General features: G+C 60.5%; 33 protein-coding genes and 4 tRNA genes. 18 read left to right on the top strand and 19 right to left on the bottom strand.

The window, feature by feature from the left end; genetic code table 11:
- The first annotated feature begins 1 nt into the window (after position 1).
- Genes ABCR88_RS11155 through ABCR88_RS11145 form a run of 3 tightly spaced genes read left to right on the top strand, consistent with a single transcriptional unit; the run spans position 2 to position 1,143 of the window.
- Positions 2–385, top strand: a complete 384-nt coding sequence (locus ABCR88_RS11155) for a helix-turn-helix transcriptional regulator (RefSeq protein ID WP_350404551.1) — start codon at positions 2–4, stop codon at positions 383–385.
- A gap of 31 nt (positions 386–416) precedes the next feature.
- Entirely contained in the window at positions 417–704 is a 288-nt protein-coding gene (locus tag ABCR88_RS11150) for a hypothetical protein (RefSeq protein ID WP_350404550.1), read from the top strand.
- A 34-nt stretch (positions 705–738) separates the two neighbouring features.
- On the top strand, positions 739–1,143 hold the full coding sequence (locus tag ABCR88_RS11145) for a hypothetical protein (protein WP_350404549.1): 405 nt from the start codon (positions 739–741) through the stop codon (positions 1,141–1,143).
- A gap of 1 nt (position 1,144) precedes the next feature.
- On the opposite strand, the gene ABCR88_RS11140 is transcribed toward ABCR88_RS11145, so the two are convergent.
- On the bottom strand, positions 1,145–1,498 hold the full coding sequence (locus ABCR88_RS11140) for a hypothetical protein (protein ID WP_350404548.1): 354 nt from the start codon (positions 1,496–1,498) through the stop codon (positions 1,145–1,147).
- Positions 1,499–1,608: 110 nt separating this feature from the next.
- Between ABCR88_RS11140 and ABCR88_RS11135 the strand changes: the two genes are divergently transcribed.
- The 3 genes from ABCR88_RS11135 (at position 1,609) to ABCR88_RS11125 (ending at position 3,160) form a co-directional block, all read left to right on the top strand.
- Positions 1,609–2,718: a hypothetical protein gene (locus tag ABCR88_RS11135; RefSeq protein WP_350404547.1), complete on the top strand. Its 1,110-nt coding sequence runs from the start codon at positions 1,609–1,611 to the stop codon at positions 2,716–2,718.
- A gap of 72 nt (positions 2,719–2,790) precedes the next feature.
- Positions 2,791–3,009 carry a hypothetical protein gene (locus ABCR88_RS11130; protein ID WP_350404546.1) on the top strand — a complete coding sequence of 73 codons (219 nt, stop codon included), beginning with the start codon at positions 2,791–2,793 and terminating at the stop codon, positions 3,007–3,009.
- Positions 2,984–3,160 (top strand): hypothetical protein, encoded by a 177-nt coding sequence (locus ABCR88_RS11125; RefSeq protein WP_350404545.1) that lies wholly within the window; start codon positions 2,984–2,986, stop codon positions 3,158–3,160. Before ABCR88_RS11130 ends, ABCR88_RS11125 begins: the two co-directional genes overlap by 26 nt.
- A gap of 403 nt (positions 3,161–3,563) precedes the next feature.
- Here ABCR88_RS11125 and ABCR88_RS11120 read toward each other — a convergent pair whose 3' ends face one another.
- Entirely contained in the window at positions 3,564–3,794 is a 231-nt protein-coding gene (locus tag ABCR88_RS11120; protein ID WP_350404544.1) for a hypothetical protein, read from the bottom strand.
- Between the two features lie 70 nt (positions 3,795–3,864).
- Here ABCR88_RS11120 and ABCR88_RS11115 point away from each other — a divergent pair, with 70 nt between their 5' ends.
- Together ABCR88_RS11115 and ABCR88_RS11110 are read left to right on the top strand one after the other, a co-directional pair.
- Entirely contained in the window at positions 3,865–4,539 is a 675-nt protein-coding gene (locus ABCR88_RS11115; RefSeq protein WP_350404543.1) for a hypothetical protein, read from the top strand.
- Positions 4,532–5,191, top strand: coding sequence for a hypothetical protein (locus tag ABCR88_RS11110; RefSeq protein WP_350404542.1), 660 nt, complete (start codon positions 4,532–4,534; stop codon positions 5,189–5,191). Before ABCR88_RS11115 ends, ABCR88_RS11110 begins: the two co-directional genes overlap by 8 nt.
- Before the next feature lie 2 nt (positions 5,192–5,193).
- On the opposite strand, the gene ABCR88_RS11105 is transcribed toward ABCR88_RS11110, so the two are convergent.
- Positions 5,194–5,424, bottom strand: coding sequence for a hypothetical protein (locus tag ABCR88_RS11105; RefSeq protein ID WP_232512052.1), 231 nt, complete (start codon positions 5,422–5,424; stop codon positions 5,194–5,196).
- A gap of 146 nt (positions 5,425–5,570) precedes the next feature.
- Here ABCR88_RS11105 and ABCR88_RS11100 point away from each other — a divergent pair, with 146 nt between their 5' ends.
- The 7 genes from ABCR88_RS11100 (at position 5,571) to ABCR88_RS11070 (ending at position 8,629) form a co-directional block, all read left to right on the top strand.
- The gene (locus tag ABCR88_RS11100; RefSeq protein ID WP_350403429.1) at positions 5,571–5,900 is read left to right on the top strand and encodes a hypothetical protein; all 330 of its coding nucleotides are present in this window, start codon (positions 5,571–5,573) and stop codon (positions 5,898–5,900) included.
- Positions 5,897–6,082 (top strand): hypothetical protein, encoded by a 186-nt coding sequence (locus ABCR88_RS11095; protein WP_350404541.1) that lies wholly within the window; start codon positions 5,897–5,899, stop codon positions 6,080–6,082. Before ABCR88_RS11100 ends, ABCR88_RS11095 begins: the two co-directional genes overlap by 4 nt.
- Before the next feature lie 52 nt (positions 6,083–6,134).
- Complete coding sequence (locus ABCR88_RS11090; protein ID WP_041118615.1) at positions 6,135–6,326, top strand: hypothetical protein; 192 nt, start codon at positions 6,135–6,137, stop codon at positions 6,324–6,326.
- Positions 6,323–6,724 (top strand): hypothetical protein, encoded by a 402-nt coding sequence (locus ABCR88_RS11085; RefSeq protein WP_350403431.1) that lies wholly within the window; start codon positions 6,323–6,325, stop codon positions 6,722–6,724. Before ABCR88_RS11090 ends, ABCR88_RS11085 begins: the two co-directional genes overlap by 4 nt.
- 113 nt (positions 6,725–6,837) lie before the next feature.
- On the top strand, positions 6,838–7,218 hold the full coding sequence (locus ABCR88_RS11080; RefSeq protein WP_350404540.1) for a hypothetical protein: 381 nt from the start codon (positions 6,838–6,840) through the stop codon (positions 7,216–7,218).
- A gap of 38 nt (positions 7,219–7,256) precedes the next feature.
- Entirely contained in the window at positions 7,257–7,490 is a 234-nt protein-coding gene (locus tag ABCR88_RS11075) for a hypothetical protein (RefSeq protein ID WP_232644183.1), read from the top strand.
- Entirely contained in the window at positions 7,490–8,629 is a 1,140-nt protein-coding gene (locus ABCR88_RS11070; RefSeq protein WP_058434894.1) for a tyrosine-type recombinase/integrase, read from the top strand. Before ABCR88_RS11075 ends, ABCR88_RS11070 begins: the two co-directional genes overlap by 1 nt.
- Here the strand turns inward: ABCR88_RS11070 and ABCR88_RS11065 are convergent, their stop codons facing one another.
- Both ABCR88_RS11065 and ABCR88_RS11060 read right to left on the bottom strand, forming a co-directional pair.
- The gene (locus tag ABCR88_RS11065; RefSeq protein ID WP_058434895.1) at positions 8,630–9,208 is read right to left on the bottom strand and encodes a hypothetical protein; all 579 of its coding nucleotides are present in this window, start codon (positions 9,206–9,208) and stop codon (positions 8,630–8,632) included. It lies immediately after the preceding gene.
- Between the two features lie 136 nt (positions 9,209–9,344).
- Positions 9,345–9,421, bottom strand: a tRNA-Val gene (locus ABCR88_RS11060).
- Positions 9,422–9,608: 187 nt separating this feature from the next.
- On the opposite strand from ABCR88_RS11060, the gene ABCR88_RS11055 reads away from it, so the two are divergent.
- Together ABCR88_RS11055 and ABCR88_RS11050 are read left to right on the top strand one after the other, a co-directional pair.
- Complete coding sequence (locus ABCR88_RS11055; RefSeq protein WP_350404539.1) at positions 9,609–10,892, top strand: FAD-binding oxidoreductase; 1,284 nt, start codon at positions 9,609–9,611, stop codon at positions 10,890–10,892.
- Between the two features lie 51 nt (positions 10,893–10,943).
- Entirely contained in the window at positions 10,944–11,090 is a 147-nt protein-coding gene (locus ABCR88_RS11050; protein WP_350404538.1) for a hypothetical protein, read from the top strand.
- An 8-nt stretch (positions 11,091–11,098) separates the two neighbouring features.
- Here the strand turns inward: ABCR88_RS11050 and ABCR88_RS11045 are convergent.
- From ABCR88_RS11045 to truA, 12 genes are all read right to left on the bottom strand, one after another.
- Positions 11,099–11,175, bottom strand: a tRNA-Asp gene (locus ABCR88_RS11045).
- A 102-nt stretch (positions 11,176–11,277) separates the two neighbouring features.
- A tRNA-Asp gene (locus ABCR88_RS11040) sits at positions 11,278–11,354 on the bottom strand.
- A gap of 59 nt (positions 11,355–11,413) precedes the next feature.
- Positions 11,414–11,489, bottom strand: a tRNA-Val gene (locus tag ABCR88_RS11035).
- Positions 11,490–11,643: 154 nt separating this feature from the next.
- Positions 11,644–12,420, bottom strand: coding sequence for an SDR family oxidoreductase (locus ABCR88_RS11030; RefSeq protein WP_041117029.1), 777 nt, complete (start codon positions 12,418–12,420; stop codon positions 11,644–11,646).
- A complete protein-coding gene (locus ABCR88_RS11025) occupies positions 12,417–13,628 on the bottom strand; it encodes an O-succinylhomoserine sulfhydrylase (RefSeq protein WP_041117027.1) in 1,212 nt (403 codons plus the stop codon). Before ABCR88_RS11025 ends, ABCR88_RS11030 begins: the two co-directional genes overlap by 4 nt.
- A 36-nt stretch (positions 13,629–13,664) precedes the next feature.
- Positions 13,665–15,170, bottom strand: a complete 1,506-nt coding sequence (purF, locus tag ABCR88_RS11020) for an amidophosphoribosyltransferase (protein ID WP_011060388.1) — start codon at positions 15,168–15,170, stop codon at positions 13,665–13,667.
- A 41-nt stretch (positions 15,171–15,211) separates the two neighbouring features.
- Positions 15,212–15,769, bottom strand: a complete 558-nt coding sequence (locus ABCR88_RS11015; RefSeq protein ID WP_019094938.1) for a CvpA family protein — start codon at positions 15,767–15,769, stop codon at positions 15,212–15,214.
- 98 nt (positions 15,770–15,867) lie between these two features.
- Positions 15,868–16,527 (bottom strand): SPOR domain-containing protein, encoded by a 660-nt coding sequence (locus ABCR88_RS11010; RefSeq protein ID WP_350404537.1) that lies wholly within the window; start codon positions 16,525–16,527, stop codon positions 15,868–15,870.
- Positions 16,511–17,818: a bifunctional tetrahydrofolate synthase/dihydrofolate synthase gene (folC, locus tag ABCR88_RS11005; RefSeq protein WP_350404536.1), complete on the bottom strand. Its 1,308-nt coding sequence runs from the start codon at positions 17,816–17,818 to the stop codon at positions 16,511–16,513. Before folC ends, ABCR88_RS11010 begins: the two co-directional genes overlap by 17 nt.
- Positions 17,815–18,735 carry an acetyl-CoA carboxylase, carboxyltransferase subunit beta gene (gene accD, locus ABCR88_RS11000; protein WP_350404535.1) on the bottom strand — a complete coding sequence of 307 codons (921 nt, stop codon included), beginning with the start codon at positions 18,733–18,735 and terminating at the stop codon, positions 17,815–17,817. The genes folC and accD overlap by 4 nt, the downstream gene beginning before the upstream one ends.
- Positions 18,736–18,994: 259 nt before the next feature.
- On the bottom strand, positions 18,995–19,627 hold the full coding sequence (locus ABCR88_RS10995) for a phosphoribosylanthranilate isomerase (RefSeq protein WP_350404534.1): 633 nt from the start codon (positions 19,625–19,627) through the stop codon (positions 18,995–18,997).
- A gap of 61 nt (positions 19,628–19,688) precedes the next feature.
- A complete protein-coding gene (gene truA, locus ABCR88_RS10990; RefSeq protein ID WP_011060382.1) occupies positions 19,689–20,513 on the bottom strand; it encodes a tRNA pseudouridine(38-40) synthase TruA in 825 nt (274 codons plus the stop codon).
- Positions 20,514–20,744: 231 nt separating this feature from the next.
- Between truA and ABCR88_RS10985 the strand changes: the two genes are divergently transcribed.
- A complete protein-coding gene (locus tag ABCR88_RS10985; RefSeq protein ID WP_350023839.1) occupies positions 20,745–21,404 on the top strand; it encodes a M24 family metallopeptidase in 660 nt (219 codons plus the stop codon).
- Positions 21,405–21,481: 77 nt separating this feature from the next.
- On the opposite strand, the gene ABCR88_RS10980 is transcribed toward ABCR88_RS10985, so the two are convergent.
- Both ABCR88_RS10980 and ABCR88_RS10975 read right to left on the bottom strand, forming a co-directional pair.
- The gene (locus ABCR88_RS10980; RefSeq protein ID WP_350404533.1) at positions 21,482–24,058 is read right to left on the bottom strand and encodes a FimV/HubP family polar landmark protein; all 2,577 of its coding nucleotides are present in this window, start codon (positions 24,056–24,058) and stop codon (positions 21,482–21,484) included.
- Between the two features lie 205 nt (positions 24,059–24,263).
- On the bottom strand, positions 24,264–25,274 hold the full coding sequence (locus ABCR88_RS10975; protein WP_015634900.1) for an aspartate-semialdehyde dehydrogenase: 1,011 nt from the start codon (positions 25,272–25,274) through the stop codon (positions 24,264–24,266).
- Positions 25,275–25,334: the final 60 nt, after the last annotated feature.

Below are 25,334 nucleotides of genomic sequence, written 5' to 3'. Positions count from 1 at the left end.
CATGGAAACGATCACTAGCGGCCCCTGGATGGGCAGGCTTGGATGCGGGCTCGCACCGCGTGAGCTGGAATGCGTCCTAGATGTCGCCCAGGGCATGACCTCAAAGCAGATTGCTCGCCGCTTCGGCATCAGTGAAGGCGGCGTAGAGAAACGCATCGCTGCAGCCATGTTCAAGCTCGACGTGCCTCGCCGGGCGGCATTGGTCGCAGAGGCAATGCGGAGGCAAATCATCAGCCCGCTGTGCATCGCTCTTGCCGGCCTGATCGCAATGCACGCAGTGATCGGCGGCGACGATCCAATGCGCCGCGACCGCCGAGCCCCGGAGCGCCGAACGGCATCAGTTCGGATCGTGCGCAAAGCTCAATCCATCGAGTACCACGTTTAACCCCTACCTGATTCCCACCGAGGAACTACCCATGCACCCAGCCATGCAAGCTCGTATTGACGGCATGAACGCCCTGCGCATCCGCGCAAGCGTAGCCACCGCCACTTTCTACGGGATGATCAATAAGCCGGCCCCAGAACGGGCGGTGCGCTACCAGGTCGTGAACAAGGGTGTTGATGCCTACCAAGTAATCGAGATCGAGACTGGTCTCGTGAAGGGCTTTCGCTTCAGCTGGAAGGCGGCGATCAACCTCGCCCAGATGCTGGAAGCACGCGCAGACGGCAAGAAGGTGAACATTCAGGGCTGGAACCTTCCTTGAGAGGTCTCAGCACATGAAGTTGGAGAGAGCGGCCATGGCCGAGGAAGAACAACAGCCGACGGCGGAAGCCATCAAGCAGCGCAGGAAGCGCGAGAAGGAAGCGGCCAGGAACGTCGCCTTTGGCATCGAGAAATTCACGATTGAGGTAGCCGGTGTGTTCAAGCGTGACCTCAAGAAGGTCATGAAGGCCCACGGCATCAACAACCAGCAGGACGTCCACCAGCGACTGCTAATCAACCTCATCGGTGCAGACCTTGAGGCTCAGGCAACGATGCTGCGCTGTGTCACGACACCTATTGTTGTTAGCGAAAAGGTGTCACGACTCCTAAGGGCGGCCGGAATGAAGTCGCTCGCCGAAGACCCACCAGAGCCTGACGACGAAATCGAAAGGCCCGCGCGTTCCCACTCGCCTCATCCTGTAACGGATGGGCGAAGATAGCTTAAAAATCAGTCCAAACAGAAGCCGCTGCAAGGGTCGCGGTTACTGTTTTCTCGCACTCTCCGCAAAGGATCAGCGCAGGCTGTTCAACTAGGCCGGAGCTATATCGGTCGAGGTAAGCGACGAATTTCTCGGAGCCACAGCAAGGTGACTTGGGTGTTACTGCCTTGGCTCCCAAGGCAGATTTCTGATGCGAGTTTTCTGGGAATGCTCCAATAACATGACCGCAACCCACACAGGACAGAAATGTGACGGGTTTGTCTGCGCGATCGACAATCACCTTAGTTGCACCGAAGTTCGCCACTTCTAACTTGCAGTTTGGGCATTTTGGCTTGAATTCGTCATTGAGTTTCATTGCATCTCCTTGATCCGGCTCCATGCCGGGCCATCAAGAGATAGACCACAAACCAACTTCACGCCACCAAATCCGGCCACGGAGGGCGGCGCACGCATGGAGAAAAACCAATGCCGCAGATCGAACGTAGCGCCAGCATCATTTTCGGCGACGCCGATATCGTTATCCGTGAACCTCACCCTGGCCGTCAGCCTTGGGACCAAGAAAAAGCCTGGGAGCGTGAGTACCGCAACCAGGTGTTGAAGCGCATCGTGCAGACGCTCAACCGCCTGGGCTGGACCTGCGCGATGCCAGAGCCTCGCGAGCGCGACAAGCGCGACCAGTACGGTATCTCGGAGAACTTCCGTCGCAACAAGCGTGTGTGCAGCAAGGGCGACCTGAAAGCCGACCTGGAGCTTTGCGGGGCTACGATCACTTTCCAGATGTTCCAGAACGTAAACGCACCTGATCGCCCCGACCACGACGGCCGATACCAGAGCGACAAGGAAAAACACATGCCGTACCTCCTGCGCCTGGAGATGGAGCGCACTCGGCGGCGGATCCGCAGCTACCTCTGCAACGTGTTCAGCGGCTACTACTTCGACGAAGAGTGGATGCGCAAGCATGAGCGCAAGGTAGGGCCAGGCCACCTCACTGCCATGCAGCGCATCCAGCTCCACTACGAGGGCAGCCCGCACTTCAAGGGCGTGGATTGGGAAAAATACAAGTCCGGTTCATGGATGGTCAGCAACGTTAAGTCAGCGGACGGCAAGATGCTGGAGCATGGACAGACAGTCTGGTTTACCGACTACGAAGGCCGCTGGCAGCGGGGCACAGCGCTCTACAACATCAACAACATGTGGTGGGTGGTCACCGGGCCATTCAGCTACACAAATGAGTGTTGCCGCAAGCTCTATACAACTCCACCTGAGCATCCCCGGGTTAAAGCAAATCAGGCTCGGCGCCGCAGCAGGCTGGAGTCGCTGATGTCTCAGGCCGCGAAGAAGCTGGACTTCAAGCGTGCCGAGGTGCTGAAGAACATCCTGTTTCCGCCCAGTGAGTCGCTCTTCATGATCTGGACTGATCGGCACGGCGGCGCCTACTTCGGGCCCGGCTACAGCGGTTACACCAACGACACGAACCAGGCCGGCAAGTACACCCGTGCCGAACTCAAGCCCTACCTGGGCGATGCCGATGAGAAAGAGCACCTCCGCGCCGTACCGATTCGCAAAGCCGCCTGACCCGCCAGAGCCCACCCTACCCCATCGATCACGCCAGCCAGGCCACGGCCATCGGCTGCCCGGAGGAAACCTATGCAAGCAGTCATCTACGCGGGCCTGCGTAACGGCGCCCGCGACCAGCAGATCCATGATGCCCTGATCTACAAGCGTGTGATCGAGGTAGCCCGGGAGTTCCAGCTTTCCCCGGGCACCATCCGCGCAGCTGAGAAACGCATCTCCAACACATCTGTTTTCGAGCTGAGCCTACTGGGGGGGGGGCAGTCCGATGCCGATCGGCAAGGTTGTGGCTGATTCCTTCCGCAAGGCCGCACTCGGCGCGTACCGGAACTACCACGGCACCTTTCGAAACCTTGAGCTGCCCTGCTGGGTGATCACAGACGGCACGCAGAAGATCGAAGTGCTCGAACTCCGCAAGATCGATACCGGCGAAGTATTGCTGTAACTCTCCGATTTTTTGTCATGCGCTCAGTGAATGCTGTGACTCGCTATCAGAAAAGTAAGTCGCCATATCCCCATACAGCCGTTCCAAAAATGATTGCGCAGAATGCAGCCCTTCGGCACCAAACTAGCTTTCTTACATGCATCTGAATTGACGAATTAAGTCTTGGTATTACCCCCGCAAGAACTTGCTCAGAGAAGATCGAGAGAACGGTTATCAGGGCGCCTGATCTAGCGAACCAAGTTCCTGCCGGCTCGCTGTCAGGCTTGAGCATTCCGGAGTATGCAGCAAATGCTAGAAGGCAGGCCGTCAGCAGAAAAGCTATACCGATAGCAATTCGGCTCCAGTACTCTGCAGGTGTCGCGGCTCCAAGTGTTCCAGGCTCTGGCGCAAAATTCATAATCGGCTACCCTCTTCCCGCTACTAGATTGGCACCCAACTCTCGGCCAGCAACCTGCGCCAGGCCACGGTCAACGTAGGTGCGATCACCCGCAACAACTGGCACCACCACTTCACCGCCCCGCTTCACTTCGACGCTGATCCGCCAGGTCTCCCGGCCTTCCTCGTCCTTCTCGCACTCCATGTAGTTCCAGAGCTGAAAGCCTTCGTGCTCATCATAAATATCGTGCTTTGTCATGGGCCCGCTCACTTGAGGAAGGCGCCATCGTAGCACCAGCCACCCGGGCATGGCCCGGATAGGACGCCCCATGCCCACAGAAACCCAACACCTGGAGCAGCGAATAGCTGCCCTTCAGTCAGATCTCAACGCCCAGGATCAGGCCCTGGACGACGCAGCAACAGAGAACAACGAGCGCGAATTGTCGCGCCGGGACTGGTTCGAGGAGGCGCAGAGGCTGGAGAAGGAGAACGAGAGGCTGCGCACCGACGTTGAGAGGCAGCGCCGGCTCAAGATGCTTGTTGCCGAGAAGCTGCAAAATGCCCTGGCCAACTGCTCGGTCTATCGCGTCCAACTGGCCGAGCGGGATGCGCTACTGCAGCAGGGCCTGGAAATGATTAATCGCGGCATCGTCAGCTTTGACGATCAGGTCGAGTACAGGCAGAAGCTCGCTGCCCTATCCGCCAGCGCAGGACCGGCCAAGCCATGCCCTGGTGAAACGCAATCGCAGTTCGCCTTTGTCTATGAACACCCGCAGACCGGCGAGCGTCACATAGTCACTGTGACCCGCGATGAAGTGATCGAGCACATGGAAGAACAGCTGTTCGAAAAGCTGTGCGAGTGCTTTTGCAAATGCCAGCCAGTCGGAGAAACGAACGTAGTTGATTGCCGCTGCGATGAGGTGGGCGAGCAGTTTGAGCTTGTAAAGGAAGAGCAAGCCCGCGCCGCCCTGGACAAAGCCACCGAGGGCGCGAGCCATGAGTAACTTGATCAGCGTGCCGCGTGACCTCGCTGTTGATCTTCTGGATGGCCTGCGCATAACCCAGGAGCGTGCACGCAAAGAGCTGCGCGCCCTTCTCGCCAAGCCTGCCGAGCAGGGTCAGGGTGAGCCGGTGGCTTGGGATATCTACTGGACGGATAACGGGGACTTCTATTTCACGCTGCGCAACAAGGAGCGGCTATTCAAGTACACGGATGACGCAGACTTTCGAGTGGTGCCGCTCTACACCCGCCCAGCCGAGCAGCCCGAACCTATCAGCTCAACGAGTGACAAGTACAAGGCCGAGCTGTACGACGAGGTTTGGCAGTTGGCCCGCGACATGGGCTTTGGCAACGTCACCGATGCGCTGATGAAGCTGAAGAAGCAGACCGCGCCGGTTGCAGAACAAGAACGCCGCCAAATGATCATCGAGCGCTATCCGAACGTAGACCCGCTTCAGTATGAGGCTGCGGTTAATGGCTTGGCCGCTGCGCCGGTTGCGGTGGTGCTGTCTGAGCCCTTTTGCCGGCAGAAACTGGCTGCCGAGGGAAAGCCTTATCCTCGCTCAAACTGCGCAGTGTGCGGTCCGTTCTCTCCGAAATGGCGCGAATGTGACGCCATGATCGAAGCAGCGCGCCTCAACCCTCCCCAGCAGTAACCCTACGGCAACTGGCTGTTGATCCAGCGCTCAGCTGCAGCAATAGCTTCCTCCAGAGCAGCTTGGTAGCTCTCCCATGGGCCCTGAAGCTCTGCTGCAACATCTCCAAGGCCCGCAACGTCGCCCACCTGGATGACTCGCGCAGCTGCAGGAGCTTCGTCGTTCGGCCGCTCCCATTCAAACTTGATGAAAACCGTATATCCACGGTGCTCGTATGCAATCGGAGTATCCATGCTGTGCGGCACATCAGCTCCTTTACTGGAACAAAGTTGAACGGCTTTTTACACCTGTCAGCTTAGCCCGCTCAATCAAGGCAAGTTGCCACCACCCCCCGACCCCCACATTCAAGTCAGCCGCTATAGCGGCCAAGGACGAAGTCATGCCTGAAGAAATCAAACTGATCCAACCAGCGCCGGTCGTGCGCGACGAATACGGAATGTTCCAGCACCCCCAACTGCCCGACTTCGACGAGGGCGACGGCGAGAAGTGCAAGGCCTGGGTCGCACAGCATGGCCTGCAGCTCGTCATGATCAGTCTGGAGAACGACGCACCGGAAGAGATCGCAGATCGCTACTTCCAGTCCGATGAGCCGCACTGCGGTTACTGGGAGCCGAGCAAGCCTGAAGGCGATGGCTGGTTCTGCCTGGCCATCCACGACACTGACGACGGCCCGGTCTGCTGGTGGGCGCGTCGGGAGGTGCAGCCATGAGCCGAACAGTGATTCTCACTGGCTATGCAGTGGTGAAGTTCCGCAAGGTCATGACCGAAATGGATGAGGACGAGATCGACCAACTGCAGCGCTTACCCGACCTCGCCGGCGGCCAGATCGACGAGGAAGACCTGGGCGAGATCGAGGATATTCAGCATGTTGAAGTCGAGGTGCAGCCATGATCCTCCCCGCCCTGCTCTACCTCGCATGGAACATCTACACGGGGCCAAGGCCATGAATAGGTTCTTTCGCAGAAAGGCCGAGGCCTGGTTGATTAGGCTGGCTGCATGGATCTTGATCGGCCGCAACGTTGCCCGTTGCAAGGTCGTATCCCGTCGCGACAACAACGACATGTGGGGAATGGCTGAAAGCCTGGAGGGGATCGCTGACCGCATCAGCAGCGGCTACAAGGAGCCAAGGCCATGAAAGCTCGCGTCGAGAAGAAGCTAAGCAAGCGCCTGGTAGGTCTTTACCCAGGGCTTTACGGGAAGGCATGGCGTGATGATGAGCCGTCAGAACTGGCATATGAACAACGTTCGAGTGTACGGCACGTCCTGAGCGTCGGCGGCGGGTTGGACTACTGGGGCGAAGGCCAGGACGCTTACACCTGCTGGGCCGACTGGGCAATGAACTGGCCGTGGCATGGTCCGTTCGAAGCATATCCCGAGGGGCACCAGCACCAGTTCTTCCCAAACACTGAAGGCTTCAAACCGACTACGCGGAACCTTCTGGCGCTGGCCGCTGAATGCGAGCACCTGAGTCGGAAGGCCAAACAGGAGTCCGCCCGGCCCGGGAGCAGTCAGCCGGCAGTAGGCAAGACATAGACCGGGCGAACACAGAGACAGTGCCACGGCGCAATGCCGGCGGCGATAAGACAAACCCTAAACACCCCACTCAACAATCGGAGCCTGCCGGCGATGGCGGGCGAGGAATCCCTATGCCCGAAATCAAATGCGAATACGGCCACACCCAGAGCATCGGGACCGATGCCTGGGTCGCCACCCTAACCCTGGACCAGATGCGCTACGCCCGTGACCAAATGGCCGAGAAGATCAAGGCTGCCGAGGCCCAGCCAAAACGCACCGTGTGGCGGGTAAGCAACGGCACCATCTGCGAGGGGAATTACCGCGAAGAGGACTTCGAGAAAGCAGTTGATCACCTGCTGCGGATCTACAAGGGCGAATTCATGAAGGCCGCGCCGGACTGGATCGAAAAGCCGTTCGGCTATCTGGTATTCGAGCGCCAGCTGCCGAGCCTGACCCCGGAGCTGGTTACCCAGTTCGAATACGACACCGAATGGTTCCCCGCCAAGCCCTAACCCACCTTCTGCCGCCAAGCGCGGCGCGGAGCATCATCATGGCAAAAGTCCTGGCCCAGGTAACGGTCAAGCTGCCGCGCCTCATGGAGGCCGGTGAGTACAGAAAGTTGCGGTACGTCGGCGGGAAGCCGAGCCTGCAGCAGTTGAAAAAATGGATTGAGGAAGGCGAAGTGATTGGAGAAGTAAAAGGCGGGATGTATTTCGTCGATGTGCAAGCAGCGGTAATGGGGTCGAATGACCCGCTGCTGGCCAAGATGATGGAGGTGAGCTGATGGCTCCTCCGCGCGCCAGGACGGCAAAGAACAGGGCCCTGCCAGCGAACCTGTATCCAAATGGCAAGTACTGGCAGTACAAGAACCCGGTCACCGGCAAGAAGACCAGCATCAACAAGCCGATGGCGGAGGCCATCAAGCTGGCCAACGCCGCCAACGCGAAGTTGCTACCCCTGCTGGCCGACGACGGCGCACTGCTGGCAATGCTCACCGGCGAGGCCGCGCCGAAGTTCAGCGCGTGCCTCGATCGTTTCGAAAAGGAATGGCTGGGCACCCGGAACTATGCCGAACGGACGTTGAAGGAAATCAAATTCAAGTTGGCTCGGTACCGGGATGACCTGGGCGATTTGATGATGGGGCAGCTCGACGTGCTGACCGTGGCCGAATATCTGGACGGCTTCGAGAACAATGCCTACACCAAGCATCGCGGGTTGCTCGTACAGATCTTCGCCTTCGCCGTGGCAAAGGGCCTGTGCGAACGCAACTCGGCCGAGCTGACACTGGTCAAGAAAGAGGCCGAGAAGAAGCGCCAGCGCCACACGGTCGAAGGCTTGAACACAATTTTGAATTACGTGGGGACGCCGGTCTGGCTGAAGCGCGCGATCCGACTGGGCTTGCTGAGTCTTCAGCGTCGGGAGGATATCGTGATGTGGCCGAAGTCGGCCGTTGACCTCGAGCAGAACATCATCAAGGTGTCGCCCGGAAAGACGCAGAACTACGGGAAGCCGGTGCACTTGGAGATTGCCATGGGCCCGGCGCTGCGCGAGGTGGTCGCGGAGTGCATGCGGTCGCCCGTCGTGTGCCCTTACCTGATCCACTACTCGCCGAAGGCCCGCAAGCGATCGCAGCTCGACGCCAAGCTCCACTGGAACGCCGTGACACCTGATTACCTGACCAAGTCATTCGCCCAAGCGCGGGATGATTCCGAGGCATACAAGGACGTACCGGCAGGCGAGCGCCCCACCTTTCACGAGATTCGGGCGTTGGGAGCTTGGCTGTACGAGCAACAGGGTTTTCCGCAGGAATACATCCAAGGGCTGATGGGTCACGCGGACGTCAAAATGACTGAGCACTACCAATCTGGCCATGGTGATGAAGCCATTGTTTACATGAAAGTAAAGGCTGACCTTAATGCTTAGTCATTTTACGAAATACAGCTCAGCTTCAAGTAGAAAGCTCGAATAAAAGTTGTGAGCCAACCTAGCAACCCCGCAAACATCACTAGCGTCAATTGGCTTGCCTAGATGCATGTGCGGAGTGGGGTACGTCCTCCCTCTGTTTAGCACAGGGAGTAGCTTCGTTTTTTCAGGAATGAAGTCTATTTTGATTGCTTGAGGTGATCGAATTTGGATGTTGCCGAAGGCATCTGTCGTCAGGCTCTCTATATAAAGCGAGTTTCCGTGCGCAGGATTGATGCCAATTCCCCCGCCATCACGCCCAACGATCTCCTCAACTGAGTGCTCTTCCGCACCCCGCGCATTGATCAAATATGCTAATAGCTCATCGCTTGAGCGCAACCTCTTGTACTTCCCCCACCAAGCATCCCACTTTGGGCTTTTCTTGAAGTGCGCTTGAGCCTTATTGAAGGATCGTTCAATGCGAAATAAATAAGCCTTCCATGCCTCCTCAAAGTCATCAAGGCTTTTGGCGTGCTCCATTTCCTCAATCGACTTGAGTGCCTTTTCGAGTTCGATTCTTGGCGCTGGGGAGTTTTGCATTGTGCGCTTCCATCCTTTGATGACTCGAGCTGTTTGCCCAAAGTATTCCCAAAGTTTGCCCAAACTCAAGACAACAAAAAAGGGGCTCACCTTTCGGTGAACCCCTTCTTGACCGCCCAGCAGAGCGGATTTTGTTTGGTAGGCGCGATTGGACTCGAACCAACGACCCCCACCATGTCAAGGTGGTGCTCTAACCAACTGAGCTACGTGCCTGCTGTGAGGCGGCATTCTACGGAATTCCAAAGGGGTGTCAACACCTTTTTTGCAGCTAAGCCTATGAATATGCGAATTTTTTAATTTTCGCGGGATGAAGAAGTTTTTTCTTCTGTCTGGCAGCTCATTTGCAACTCAGGTAGCATCGGCGCACTCGTAAAATATATTAAACACATGAGGTCGCAGGATGGCGAACATTCCCTACCCACAGTCCTATTACGCGGCATCGGCCAATGCGGCTCCGGAACGTCCGATGCTCCAAGGCGAGATTGAAACCGATGTCTGCGTGATCGGTGCGGGTTATACCGGCCTGTCCAGCGCCCTGTTCCTCCTGGAAAACGGCTTTCGTGTGACCGTACTGGAGGCCGCCAAGGTCGGCTTTGGCGCTTCAGGGCGCAATGGCGGGCAGATCGTCAACAGCTACAGCCGCGATATCGACATGATCGAACGCAGCGTCGGCCCCAAGCAGGCACAACTGCTGGGGCAGATGGCCTTTGAGGGTGGCCGGATCATTCGTGAACGGGTGGCCAAATACCAGATCCAGTGCGATCTGAAGGACGGCGGTGTATTCGCAGCGCTGACCAGCAAGCAGATGGGTCATCTGGAGTCGCAGAAGCGCCTGTGGGAGCGCTACGGCCACACCCAGCTGGAATTGCTGGATGAGCGGCGTATCCGCGAAATCGTGGCCTGCGATCAATACAAGGGCGGCATGCTCGACATGAGCGGCGGCCACATCCATCCACTGAACCTGGCACTGGGTGAAGCGGCTGCCGTGGAGTCGCTGGGCGGCACCCTCTATGAGCAGTCCCCGGCAATCCGCATCGAGCGCGGCGCCAATCCAGTGGTCCACACGCCCCAAGGAAAGGTCCGCGCCAAATTCATCATCGTTGCCGGCAATGCCTACCTGGGCAATCTGGTTCCGGAGCTGGCAGCCAAGTCCATGCCTTGCGGAACCCAGGTCATCACCACCGAGCCCCTGAGCGATGAGCTGGCGGCCAGCCTGTTGCCCCAGGATTACTGCGTCGAAGACTGCAACTACCTGCTGGACTACTACCGCCTCTCCGGCGACAAGCGCCTGATTTTCGGTGGCGGCGTGGTGTATGGCGCCCGCGACCCGGCGAACATCGAGGCCATCATCCGACCGAAGATGCTCAAGGCCTTCCCGCAACTGCAGAACGTGAAAATCGATTACGCCTGGACCGGCAACTTCCTGCTGACGCTGTCGCGCCTGCCCCAGGTTGGGCGCCTGGGGGACAATATCTACTACTCCCAGGGCTGCAGCGGCCACGGCGTGACCTACACCCACCTGGCCGGGAAAGTCCTGGCGGAGGCCCTGCGCGGCCAGACTGAGCGCTTTGACGCCTTTGCCGACCTGCCTCACTACCCCTTCCCCGGCGGCCAGTTGCTGCGCACGCCATTCACTGCCCTGGGCGCTTGGTACTACAGCCTTCGGGACAAGCTCGGCTTCTGAAAGCCGAACCTCCTTGCAAGCACAAAAAAACCGCCGAGCAGGCGGTTTTTTGTGTTCGATCAGCAGCAAGCAAAAGACGCTGCCAAAGAGCGAACCCCGAAAACAAAAAACCCCGGTCTTGCGACCAGGGTCTTTGCTATCGATGCGAAACAAACTGTTGGCTTGTCTCGTTGCTTCAAGGCGTTCAGTGATCCTTGAGGCTGATATGGCGCAGCGGACGGGACTCGAACCCGCGACCCCCGGCGTGACAGGCCGGTATTCTAACCGACTGAACTACCGCTGCGTATCGCTTGGACTTGCGTCCATGTGAACCGTTTAAATCATCTGATTGAAGAGATTCGAGGCTTCCTCAATCTCAAGCCAGACGAACCCGACTTGGAAAATATGGCGCAGCGGACGGGACTCGAACCCGCGACCCCCGGCGTGACAGGCCGGTATTCTAACCGACTGAACTACCGCTGCGCGTCGGTTGGAGGCTTCCTTGGAAGCTTCCCTCTTTCTTGCAAAAGAGACTCAGGGAATGGTGGGTGATGACGGGATCGAACCGCCGACATTCTGCTTGTAAGGCAGACGCTCTCCCGGCTGAGCTAATCACCCTTTGCTTCGCTGAGGCCGCAAAATTTACGCAGGTAACGAAGCTAAGTCAATAGCAGGCTTGAAGTTTTTTTCAAAAACAGCAGCAAGCAGAAACTTCGCACCAAGCGCCAGAGGCGCTCCTCTTGGGCTTGCAGCCACAAACTCGCTACCACCCTTATTCCTGATAAATCATTTTCTTGGTCATGCCACCGTCCACCACGAATTCCTGGCCGGTGACAAAGCCCGAATTGCGGGACAGCAGCCAGGCCACCATGGAGGCCACATCTTCCACCGTCCCTACCCTGCCTGCTGGATGCTGGGCATGATCGGCATCGGATAACGGCTCTGCGCGACGCACCGCAGGATCCCGGGCATCGATCCAGCCGGGGCTTACCGCATTGACCCGAATCTCCGGCCCCAGGCTGATCGCCAGGGCATGAGTCAAGGCCAGCAGCCCCCCCTTGCTCGCCGCGTAGGCTTCGCTGTCAGGCTCCGATTGCCTGGCGCGGGTAGAAGCCAGATTGACGATGGCGCCGCCATGGGCGCGCAAATACGGCGCACAGTGCTTGGCCAGCAGCATCGGCCCGCCCAGGTTCACCGCCATGACCCGATTCCAGTAGGCCAGATCCAGGCTTTCCAGGGTGATGTTGTGCGGGTCGGCTACAGCGGCATTGCAGACCAGGGCGTCGAGGCGCCCGAACTGCCCCAGCACCTCAGCCACCCCCTGGGCCACTTGCACTTCATCGGCCACGTCCATGGTGATGAACCAGGCACTTTCACCCAGCACCTTGGCCACCTTGGAGCCACGCTCACGATCGAGGTCGGTCAACACCACCTGCCAGCCTTCACTGATCAGCCAGGCAGCGATACCCAGGCCGATACCCCGAGCCGCGCCGGTCACCAGCGCGACACGCCCGTTGCCGCCGCCCTGGGGCGTGGACAACTCGATCACAAGGCTGCCAGGCCGCGAGCCAGGTCGGCTTGCAGGTCGACCACGTCCTCCAGCCCCACCGCGATGCGGATCAGGCTGTCGCGAATGCCTGCCGCTTCACGCTCCTGAGGCGCCAGGCGCCCGTGGGACGTGGTGCTCGGATGGGTGATGGTGGTTTTGCTGTCGCCGAGGTTGGCGGTAATGGAGATCAGTCGCGTGGCATCGATAAAGCGCCAGGCGCCCTCTTTGCCGCCCTTGACCTCAAAACTCACCACCGCGCCAAAACCACGCTGCTGACGCTTGGCCAGTTCGTGCTGCGGATGGCTGGCAAGGCCTGCGTAGTGCACCTTCTCGACGCCATCCTGCTGCTCCAGCCACTCAGCCAGGGCCAGGGCATTGGCACAATGAGCACGCATCCGCAGGTTGAGGGTTTCCAGGCCCTTGAGGAAGATCCAGGCGTTGAACGGGCTCAGGGTAGGCCCCGCGGTACGCAGGAAACCCACCACTTCTTTCATCTGCTCGCTGCGCCCGGCCACCACGCCGCCCATGCAACGACCCTGGCCGTCGATGAACTTGGTCGCCGAATGCACCACCACGTCCGCCCCCAGCCTCAACGGCTGCTGCAAGGCCGGAGTGCAGAAACAGTTATCTACCACCAGCATTGCGCCCTTGGCATGGGCCACCTCCGCCAACGCGGCGATATCCACCAGCTCGGCCAGCGGATTGGAGGGCGACTCGACGAACAGCAGCCTGGTATTGCTCTTGATCGCCGCATCCCAGCCGGACAGGTCCGCCAGGGGCACGTAATCGACTTCAACACCAAAGCGCTTGAAGTACTTCTCGAACAGGCTGATGGTGGAGCCGAACACACTGCGCGACACCAGCACATGATCGCCGGAGCTGCACAGGCTCATGACCACAGAGAGAATGGCCGCCATGCCAGTGGCGGTCGCCACAGCCTGCTCAGCCCCTTCCAGCGCCGCGATGCGCTCTTCGAAGGAACGCACCGTGGGGTTGGTGTAACGCGAATAGACGTTGCCCGGCACTTCGCCAGCAAACCGCGCCGCCGCATCGGCGGCCGTGCGGAACACATAGCTGGAGGTGAAGAACATCGGGTCACCGTGCTCGCCTTCCGGCGAGCGGTGTTGGCCGGCGCGCACCGCCAGGGTATCGAACGCTACGCCTTCAAGGTCGCTGTCCAGCCGACCGGCATCCCAATCCTGACTCATGCCGCCTACTCCTAATGTCTTCTTAAAATGCTCGGATCAGTTGTTGTACAGATCGATGATGGCGCTGACCGCCTGGGTCTTGGCCTTGGACGCATCGTTACGAGCGTTCTCGATCTTGTTCAGGTAGGCCTCGTCGACGTCGCCGGTAACGTACTTGCCGTCGAACACCGCGCAGTCGAAGTTCTCGATCTTGATCTTGCCACCACCGACCGCCTCGATCAGGTCCGGCAAGTCCTGGTAGATCAGCCAGTCGGCGCCGATCAGGTCTGCCACGTCCTGGGTCGAACGATTGTGGGCGATCAACTCGTGGGCGCTCGGCATGTCGATGCCATACACGTTCGGGTAACGCACGGCAGGTGCAGCCGAGCAGAAGTAGACGTTCTTCGCGCCCGCTTCACGGGCCATCTGGATAATCTGCTTGCAGGTGGTGCCACGGACGATGGAGTCGTCCACCAGCATCACGTTCTTGCCGCGAAACTCCAGTTCGATCGCATTGAGCTTCTGGCGTACGGATTTCTTCCGCGCCGCCTGGCCCGGCATGATGAAGGTACGGCCGATGTAACGGTTCTTGACGAAACCTTCGCGGAACTTGACCCCCAGGTGGTTCGCCAGCTCCAGCGCCGCAGTGCGGCTGGTATCCGGAATCGGGATCACCACGTCGATATCGTGCTCAGGGCGCTCGCGCAGGATCTTCTCTGCCAGCTTCTCACCCATGCGCAGGCGCGCCTTGTACACCGAGACGCCATCAATGATCGAATCCGGGCGGGCCAGATAGACGTGCTCGAAGATGCACGGCGTGAGTTGCGGGTTGGTGGCGCACTGGCGGGTGTAGAGCTTGCCCTCTTCAGTGATGTAGACCGCTTCGCCCGGAGCCAGGTCGCGAATCAGGGTGAAACCCAGCACATCCAGGGAAACGCTTTCCGAGGCGATCATGTATTCCACGCCTTCGTCGGTATGACGCTGGCCGAAGACGATCGGACGAATACCGTGGGGGTCACGGAAACCGACAATGCCGTAGCCGGTGATCATGGCCACCACCGCGTAGCCACCCACGCAACGGTTGTGCACGTCGGTGACAGCGGCAAACACGTCTTCCTCGGTAGGCTGCAACTTGCCACGCTGGGCCAGCTCGTGGGCAAACACGTTGAGCAGCACTTCAGAGTCGGAGTTGGTGTTGACATGGCGCAGGTCGGACTCGTAGATCTCCTTGGCCAACTGCTCCACATTGGTCAGGTTGCCGTTGTGCGCCAGGGTGATGCCGTAAGGCGAGTTGACGTAGAACGGCTGAGCCTCGGCCGAGGTCGAGCTACCCGCGGTTGGATAGCGGACATGGCCGATGCCCATGTGGCCCACCAGGCGCTGCATGTGCCGCTGCTGGAACACATCACGCACCAGGCCGTTGTCCTTGCGCAGGAATAACCGGCCATCATGGCTGGTCACGATACCGGCAGCGTCCTGGCCGCGGTGCTGGAGGACGGTTAGCGCGTCATACAGCGCCTGATTGACGTTCGACTTACCGACGATACCGACGATGCCACACATGCGACGCAACCCCTACTTAATGAAACTGAACTGAACCCATCTTACTGAGGCGTTTTGGCCGGTAAGAGGTGCTCCTTGAACGGTATTTCAGCGGGTACGCTGATACCGCTGGCCAGCCACTGACTGCTCCACCCCAATATGAGGTTCTTGGACCAGTCTGCAACCAATAGAAATTGTGGCACCAGTCGCGACTGTTGCCACCAGGAATCCTGCTGTACCGGCCCCAGGCTCAGGAGCCCGATCGCCACGACCACCAGCAGCGCGCCACGCGCAGCGCCGAAGGCCATGCCGAGGAATCGATCGGTCCCGGAGAGGCCGGTGACGCGAATCAACTCGCCGATGAGATAGTTGACCATTGCCCCCACCAGCAAGGTGGCGACAAACATGATTGCGCAGCCCGCGATCACGCGAGCCGAGGGAGTTTCGATATAACCGCCGAGGTACTCGGACAGTGAGCCACCAAACATCCAGGCAACGACTCCTGCGATGATCCAGGTAAGCAACGACAAGGCTTCTTTGACGAAACCGCGGCTCAAGCTGATCAAAGCGGAGATGGCGATTATTGCAACGATCGCCCAGTCAACCCAGGTAAATGGCACAGTGCAGCCTACAGACGGATAAGGCGGCGCATTTTAACAGAGCGCTTGGCTGTCGGTAAGCTGCGATTCACTGTGCTTTTAAAATCAAGCGGATAGCCTTAGCCACGCTCTGGCTGGAAGCGCACCACGAAGCCCTTGAGATTATGCTGACGCCCCAGCAGGTCGCGCAGGCGATCAGCTTCGGCGCGCTCGATCAGCGGCCCGACAAATACCCGGTTCTTGCCTTCGGCGGAACGGATATAGGCGTTATAACCCTGGCTGCGCAGGGTTTTCTGCAGGTTTTCCGCGCTTTCACGGCTCGACAGACTGGCCAGTTGCACCGACCAACTGACGGACAAGCCATTGGCATCGACCCGGCTCTGGCTGGTATCGGGCTTGGCACTGGCCACTGGTTGCGGCGGAACCGGAGCCGGTGCTGGCGCGGGCTTGGCCACAGGCGCAGGCTTGCTGGCCACGGTCGGAGCAGGAGCCACCACCGGGGCCGGCGCGATCGGGGTCGATGGCGCTTGTTGCACCACAGGCTCGTGCTCGTCAGCTGGCACAGAGCCCTCGGGCAGTACCTGAGGCTCAGGCACAACCACCGGCTCGACCTGGACCTGCGGCATGGCCGCAGCTTGCGGCGCAGACGGCACATCCACCGTCACATGACGCTGCTCATCCTCGCGCGAGAACAGCATTGGCAGAAAGATCACCGCCAAGGCCACCAACACCAGTGCTCCGACCATTCGCTGCTTGTAGACGTTATCCAGCATTGCCATGTGCAGCTTCCTCCGTGGAGCGCCGGGCGAGCCACTCAAGCGCCTCGGCAACACAATAAAAAGAACCGAACAGCAGAATTTCGTCATCTGCAGTGGCTTGCGCGCATTGCGCTTCCAGCGCGGCAGCCACACTGGAATAGGACGCTACCGGAGCACCAAGGTTCTCCAGAGCCTGCTGCAAATCCTCCACCGGGCGCGCCCGCGGCGTATCCAGAGGCGCTACCGCCCAGTGCCGGACCGCCCCTTTCAGGCAGCCAATCACGCCCTCCAGATCCTTGTCCGCCAGCAGCCCGAACACCGCCAGACGCTTGCCCGGCACTGGCCGGCGCGCCAGGCGCTCAGCCAGGTACTGGGCGGCATGGGGGTTGTGACCGACGTCCAGCAGCAGGTTCAGGCGCTTGCCCTGCCAGTCGACCTGCCGGCGATCCAGACGCCCGGTAACCCGGGCCTGGCGCAAGGCCGTGCTGATCCGCTCCGGCTGCCATGGCAAACCGGTGAGCAGATAGGCCTGCAACGCCAGAGCGGCATTTTCCATAGGCAGATCCAGCAATGGCAGGTCTTGCAGCTCGACCGGCTTGCCCTGGGCATCCAGGCCACGCCACTGCCAATGCTGGTCAGTGACCCCGAGATCAAAGTCCCGCCCCCGCAGGAAAAACGGGCAGCCCAGCTCCCGCGCCTTGTCCAGCAAGGGTTGCGGCGGATCCAGGTCGCCACATAGCGCCGGAGCGCCAGGACGAAAGATCCCGGCCTTCTCGAAGGCCACGGATTCGCGGGAATCGCCCAGGTATTCGATGTGATCGACACCAATACTGGTCACCAGCGCCAGGTCGGCATCCACCAGATTGACCGTATCCAGACGGCCACCCAACCCCACCTCCAGGACCACGGCATCCAGCGCCGCCTGCTGAAACAGCCAGAACGCTGCCAGAGTGCCCATCTCGAAGTAAGTCAGGGTGACTTCGCCGCGCCCCGCCTCTACCGCAGCAAAGGCCTCGCACAACTGCTCGTCAGTGGCCTCGACGCCATTGATCTGCACCCGCTCGTTATAGCGCAGCAGGTGCGGCGAACTGTAGACCCCCACCTGCAAGCCCTGGGCCCGCAGCAGAGAAGCGACAAAGGCGCAGGTAGAGCCCTTGCCATTGGTACCGGTTACCGTGACCACCCGGGGCGCCGGCTTGCCCAGCCCCATCTGGGACGCTACCTGCTGCGAGCGCGCCAGCCCCATGTCAATGGCCGAGGGGTGCAACTGCTCGAGGTAGGCGAGCCACTCGCCCAGGGTACGTTGGGTCATAGGTTTGCTGGAGCCGGCGGCACCACGATCGGCTCGACCGGAGCCGCGACGAATTCCGGCGTCGGCAGGCCCATCAGCTGGGCCAGCAGGTTGCCCAGGCGCGGACGCAGTTCCTGACGGGAGATGATCATGTCGATCGCACCATGCTCCAGCAGGAACTCACTGCGCTGGAAACCTTCAGGCAGTTTTTCCCGCACGGTCTGCTCGATCACTCGAGGACCGGCGAAGCCCACCAGGGCTTTTGGCTCGGCGACGATCACGTCGCCCAGCATCGCCAGGCTGGCGGAAACGCCACCGTAGACCGGGTCGGTCAACACGGAGATGAACGGGATGCCTTCTTCACGCAGGCGCGCCAGTACCGCGGAGGTCTTGGCCATCTGCATCAGAGAAATCAGGGCTTCCTGCATCCGCGCACCACCGGAGGCGGAGAAGCAGATCATCGGGCAGCGATTTTCCAGGGCGTAGTTGGCGGCGCGCACGAAACGCTCGCCGACGATGGCGCCCATGGAGCCCCCCATGAAGGAAAATTCGAAAGCCGAGACCACCGCCGGCATGCCCAGCAGGGTGCCACTCATGGAGATCAGCGCATCTTTCTCGCCGGTCTGCTTCTGCGCAGCGGTCAGGCGGTCCTTGTACTTCTTGCCGTCGCGGAACTTCAGACGGTCCACTGGCTCCAGGTCAGCGCCCAGTTCGGCACGGCCTTCGGCGTCGAGGAAGATATCGATACGGGCACGCGCACCGATGCGCATGTGGTGGTTGCACTTGGGGCAAACATCCAGGGTCTTTTCCAACTCCGGACGATAGAGCACCGCCTCGCAGGATGGGCACTTGTGCCAAAGACCTTCAGGCACCGAGCTTTTCTTCACCTCGGAACGCATGATCGAAGGGATCAGTTTGTCTACTAACCAGTTGCTCATGCTTTCTTTCTCCAGTACCGGCGGCCCGAACGCTCTGGTTCGCAGCCCCGCGTATGCCCTTGAGCTAAATTCATGTGTGCGGCGATGATCAGTTCGCTGCCGCGGTCAGCACCGGGCTCGACCTGCCTGCAACGAACCTTTCCTCAGCCATCCCGACAACCCGCTCCAGAGCGGTTGCCACTCGATTCCGACCCCGCCTGAAGGCGACGCCTGCCTGTTTTGTACAGTGGTGTTATGGACGGCGGCAGACTGCCAGCCGTCACATCGACTCGTTGCTGCGACGCACTGCCTGCATAAATGCCTGAATCTTTGCCGGGTCCTTGATGCCCTTGCCCTGCTCCACCCCGCCGCTGACATCCACCGCATACGGGCGCACCCGGGCGATGGCTGCCACCACGTTATCTGGCGTGAGGCCACCGGCAAGAATGATCGGCTTGCTCAGCCCCTGAGGAACCAGGGACCAGTCGAACGCCTCGCCGGTTCCACCCGGCACGCCTTCGACATAGGTATCCAGCAGAATCCCGCTGGCCCGCGGATAGGCCAGGCAGGCCGCCGCGATGTCATCCCCGGCCTTGACCCGCAACGCCTTGATATAGGGCCGGTGATAGCCCTCGCAATCAGCCGCCGACTCATCGCCATGAAACTGCAGCAAGTCCAGCGGTACGGCGTCGAGGATCTCCCCCAGCTCGCAACGACTGGCATTGACGAAGAGGCCGACGCTGGTCACGAACGGCGGCAAGGCGGCGATGATTGCCCGCGCCTGCTGCACATTCACCGCCCGCGGGCTCTTGGCATAGAACACCAGGCCGATGGCATCGGCCCCCGCCGCCACTGCTGCCAACGCATCTTCTATGCGGGTAATCCCGCAGATCTTGCTGCGAACAGCTGGCATGTCATGAACCTCGGGGGCAAATCCGGAAAGTCCCGGATGGTAGCAAATGCTTTTCCGGGCGTCAGCCGTCAAGTTCCGAGAATCCGCTGAGGAAATGTGGCCCGATGTATCGCTCGGGCAACTGGAACTCGTCCTTGTATTCGACCTGCACCAGGTACAGGCCAAAAGGATGGGCGGTGACGCCGCCGGTACGCCGGATCCGGCTTTCCAGCACTTCTCGCGCCCACTCCACCGGCCGCTCGCCGGCACCGATGGTCATCAGCACCCCGGCGATGTTGCGCACCATGTGATGCAGGAAGGCGCTGGCACGAATATCCAGGACGATCATCTTGCCGTGCCGAGTGACCCGAAGGTGATGGATCTCCTTGATCGGCGACTTGGCCTGGCACTGCCCGGCCCGGAACGCGCTGAAATCATGGGTGCCCACCAGGAACGCGGCAGCCTGGGCCATGCGCTCGATATCCAGCGGCCGGTGGTTCCAGGTGATTTCTTCGTTGAGATGGGCTGGACGGATCTGATCGTTGTAGATCACATAACGGTAACGCCGGGCGATCGCCTTGAACCGTGCGTGAAAATGCGCGGGCATCTCCTTGGCCCAGCTGACGCTGATGTCGTGGGGCAAATTGATATTGGCCCCCATCACCCAGGCCTTCATCGAACGCACGGCCTGAGTATCGAAATGCACCACCTGCCCGCAGGCATGCACCCCGGCATCGGTGCGTCCGGCACAGGACACCACCACCGGAGAATCCGCGACCCGGGACAGGGCCTTCTCCAGGGTTTCCTGGACACTGGGCACACCGGAGGCCTGACGCTGCCAGCCGCGGTAGCGCGAGCCCTTGTATTCCACACCCAGAGCGATTCGGGAAAAGCCTTCGGCTGCCATTTCGGCGGCCGGGTTATCTATATTTGCCAAGAACTTACAGCCTGCTGATATGCGCAAAGGCGCTCATTATAGGGCCGCAGACAACAGACGCCACGGGCTGTCGGGCTTTGTTTGCAGATTGATCAGCCACACAGCCACCCACAGGGCGATTGCATCCGCCCCCAGGCAAACGCTATATAGTTTTTTATATATCGAAAACAACAAAGCCCCCCCCTGATCGAGAGCCGATGAATGATCGCAACCAGCAAAGAAGCCGTAGGCCTGGCCTACAGCCTGGAGGGCATGCTCCATGCCAAGCGCATGACCTGGGAGGCCATCGGGCAGATCGCCCGGCAGGTCAAGCCGGGCATGCAGGAATCCTCCGCCAGGGAAATGGGCCTGCAAGTCCTGCGGGAGATGGGTATGGAGCGAATCTGGCATCCGCTGCTGATCCGCTTTGGCGCCAATACCCTGAAAACCTTTAAGCAACGCTCCGATGGCGATCCGCTACTCCAGGAAAACGATCTGTTCTTCATCGACCTGGGCGTGGTCTGGGATCGCCATGAAGGTGATTGCGGGGCGACGTTCGTGGTCGGCGACGACGCTGAAATGCATGCCTGTGCCGCCGCGGCGAAAAGCCTGTTCGACCAGGTCCACGACCACTGGCAGAGCCACCAGGTGGCTGGCCCTGAACTCTATCGCTATGCACAGGAACAGGCCCGAGCCATGGGCTGGGTGCTCAATCTGGATATCAAGGGCCACCGGGTCAGCGACTTTCCCCACGCCATCTACCGCGCCGGGGACCTGGGAGATTTCGCCGCCTGCCCGCAAGTGGGTCTGTGGATCCTGGAAATCCAGATCGCCCACCCTACCCGGCCCTTCGGTGCCTTTTACGAAGACCTGCTGGCCTGAGCCTCACCGCCACCGCAGCGCCACCAACAAAAACGGCAGCCTCATCGGCTGCCGTTCTGTTCAAGCATCAGGTTGCTTCAGGCCAGTCGCCCCAACATCTCCTGGGCTTCGCTCTTCTGCCCTTCGTTACCTTCGCTCAGCACCTCACCGAGGATGTCCCGCGCACCGTCGTTATCCCCCATATCGATATAGGCCTGGGCCAGATCGAGCTTGGTGGCCACCTCATCGCTGCCGGAGAGGAAGTCGAAGTCCGCCTCATCAGGCGCTGCAGCGGCATCCTCGGCAGTGAATCTGGGGATCGCCGGCTCCGGCTGATCAAGGCTCTGGCTCAGACGATCCAGTTCAGCGTTGACATCATCCAGCTCGGAAGTGAAAGCGTCCTTGGAGTCCGCGCCAGCATCCAGCTCATCGGCCAGGGACAGATCGAAGTCCGCCGACAGGTCCAGGTCGTCCAGGGCCGGGTCGGTGACGGTAGGCACGTCGCCTGCCGGCAGGTCCTTGAGGTCGTCGTCCAGGCTCAGCAGGAAATCTTCATCGCTCGGCTTCGCTGCCGGTAGATCAGCCCCCAGGTCCAGATCGAAATCACCCAGGTCGTCCAGGTTTTCCTCGGGAGCAAGCTGCTGCTCGAGCACCGAGCCAAAGCTCAGGTCGTCATCCAGCGGGAAGTCTTCCAGCTCGGTTTCAGGTTCAGGGGTGAGCACTGCCGGCGAAGCCGCCTCCAGGTCATCCAGGCTCAGGTCAAAATCCGCATCCAGGCCTTCTACCGGAGCAGCCGGTTCAGGCGCTGGCGGCTCGTCCTGCAGCAGTTCCTTGACGTACTCGGCATCCAGCTCCGCTGCCACGGCCGCAGTGGCCAGGCCAGCTGCCGCCGCTACCGCAACCATTGCCGGGAAGCGACTTTTCAGTTGCTCGACCTGAGCGTGGTTATCGCCATTGGCCACCAACTGCCGTTCCTGGGCGACAAAGGCACTGCGGTCACCCTGATGCGCGTAGACCTCCATCAGCTTTAGGCGCAGATCACTGCGTTGCGGCTCCAACTTGACCGCTTCTTCGAGAATCGCCGCGGCCTGGTTCAGGCGGCCGGCATCGATGTGATTCTGAGCCTGACCCAGCACATCGGCGGCCCGCTCGACCGGGGCTACCGGAGCGGGCGCCGCCACCGGAGCTGGAGCTGGAGCTGGAGCTGGAGCGAGATTGACGCTTGGGGCTGGAACCTCAAGGCCTTCGAAGCTGCTTTCCGGCAGGTCCATTTCCTCGGTGAAATCGCTCTCCTCCGACAGTGCCCGCGCCATGCGCAAGTGCTTCTCCGCTTCCTGCTGAGCCTTGCGGCGACGAGCCAGCAACAGCAACAGCAGCAACAAGGCCAATACCGCACCACCACCCACCAGCCCCAGCAGGATCGGGTTGGTCAGCAGATCGGAGTATTTATCTTCGTCGCTCTTGGCGGGAACGGCATCCTCAGCAGGCTTGGCAGCCGGCTCGCCGGCCGGGGCCGCTGGCGCCACCACTGGGGCTGGCGCTTCGGGCTTGGCCACCAACTCAGCTGGCATTGCCGGAGCTGGCTGGGCACTAGGTACCGCAGTACCTGCGCCCTCGGCCTGCATCTTGGCCAACTGGTTGTTCTTCAATTCGATCAGGCGCTGCAGCTTGTCCAGCTGGCTTTGCAGGTCCGCCATGCGCTCCTTGAGCTCGGCGTTGTCACGACGGGTTGCGTCGAGGCTTTCCTGAGTCACCGCCAGCTTGTTGTTCAGCGCCTTGGCATCGCCGGCTGCGCCCTTGCCCCGGGTCTTGCCGTTTTCAGCGGACACCAGGCTCAGGTTGTCCTTGGTGTTGACCTGCTTGGGCGCCTTGTCGGCACCGGCGCGACGAGTCGCGTCCACCTGCTGCTGGCCACGGGCACCGACACGGCGGCCCTGGCGCCAGGCAGCATTCTGCGCCGCCACTTCAGCAATTGCCTTGGGCTGCGGCAGCGCGGTGCTCTGTACCACATCGGGCAGGCGCAGCACCTTGCCGGTCTTCAGCCGATTGATGTTGCCATCGATAAAGGCATCCGGGTTCAGCGCCTGGATCGCCAGCATGGTCTGCTGGATAGAGGCACCGTTGCGGTTCTTGGCGGCGATTTCCCACAAGGTGTCACGGGCCGAGGTGGTGTACTGCTCCGGCTTGCCGGACTTGTTGGCGCGGGTGACCGGGGCACTCACCGCCGGGGCGCCCACTGGCGCGCTCTGCGCAGCGGCGGCGGCCTGCGGGGAGAATTTCGAAGGGTCCAGCAGCACACTGTAGTCGCGCAGCAGGCGGCCGTTGGGCCACATCACCTGCACCAGGAACTTGACCATCGGCTCCGACAGCGGCTGGCTCGAGGTCACCCGCAGCACACTCTTGCCGCCGGGATTGAGAATCGGAGTGAAACGCAGGTCGTTGAGAAAGGCCTGGCGATCAACGCCGGCCTTGGCGAACTCTTCTGCCGGCGCAAGGCTGGGCACTACCTCGGCGGCAGTGAGGTCCTTGACATCGAGCAATTCGATTTCTGCTACCAGAGGCTGGTTCAGACTCGACTTCAGGGTCAGCTCCCCAAGCCCAAGCGCCTGCGCCATACCGGAGGACAGCGCCGAGGCGGCCGCTATTGCTAACACCAGTTTGCGAACTTGAACCATAGCCTCATCCTTTGTTTGAACATTCCTCGGCCAGCGAGAAGGTTTTGTAGCGGCTGCCAACAGGCATTGCGCGGGACCATCAACGACCACGACGCGCGATTATTTCTTGCATGCCCCGGGAGCACCTGACGGCCACTCACCTCCAGCAACTTGCCAAGCATAGCGCCCGGCTAGATTCATTCTGCAAATTGTTGCCAAGTATCTTTTACAGCAGGTCTTTTATCAACAATTCAGCCAGCTGCACAGCGTTCAAGGCCGCACCTTTGCGTACGTTATCCGAGGTCAGCCACAGATTCAGTTCCGTCGGGTCGTCGACCCCGGAACGAACCCGCCCCACATAGACAACATCCTGGCCCACGGCGTCACCCACGGCAGTCGGATAGTCGCCCGCCTCCACCAGCTCCAGGCCGGGGGCCGCTTCCAGCGCCGCATTGACTGCCGCCAGGTCAACGGCGCTGCCTGACTGCAGAGTCACGCTATAGCTATCGCCAAAAAATACCGGCGCTTGAATGCAAGTGACAGAAATCTTTAATAAAGGCTGCCCCAGCACCTCGCGCAACTCCCGGACCAGGCGCTTTTCCAACAGGGTATGGCCCTGGGCGTCTGGAGTGCCGACCTGGGCCAGCAGGTTGAAGGCCACTTGCCGATCGAAAAAGCGTGGCTCCATGGGGCGCACATTCAACAGTTCGGCCGTCTGCCGGGCCAGTTCGCTGACGGCCTCACGACCCTGGCTGGAGATCGCCAGGCTGGCGGCCAGGCTGACCCGCTGGATGTCCAGCAAGCCTTGCAACGGCGCCAGCGCCACGGCCAGGGCGGTAGCCGAAGCGCTCGGGCTGCTCAGTTGCAATGGTTTTTTCAAGCCGGCCAGCACCTGGGCATTGGCTTCGGGAACGACATTGGGCGCCTGGGCCGAAGGCAAGGCACCGGAGAGATCGATCACCGCACAGTTGGCCGCCGTGGCACGCGGGGCAAAACTCAGGGTCACCGCCGGGCCGGCCGCGAAGAACGCCAGCTGGACCTTGCTGAAATCGAACTCGTCGACTTCACGCACCCGCACGTTCTTGCCGCGGAACGGCACCGAATGACCGGCCGACTCGCTACTGGCCAGCAGGTGCAGGTTGGCAACGGGGAAGTCACGTTCTTCCAGAATCTGCACCAGGGTTTCGCCGACAGTACCGGTGGCACCGATCACGGCAATATCAAGGGAAGGAGTCATGGGGCTACCTCAGGCGAAACGGGGGGAGCGGCACTTTACCCGGCACGGGGTGGCGAGGCA

This window comes from Pseudomonas sp. W17 (genome assembly GCF_040268305.1).
GTDB lineage: Bacteria > Pseudomonadota > Gammaproteobacteria > Pseudomonadales > Pseudomonadaceae > Aquipseudomonas > Aquipseudomonas protegens.
Note: the sequence above shows the minus strand (reverse complement) of the source record. Positions and strands in the feature narration are given on the sequence as shown.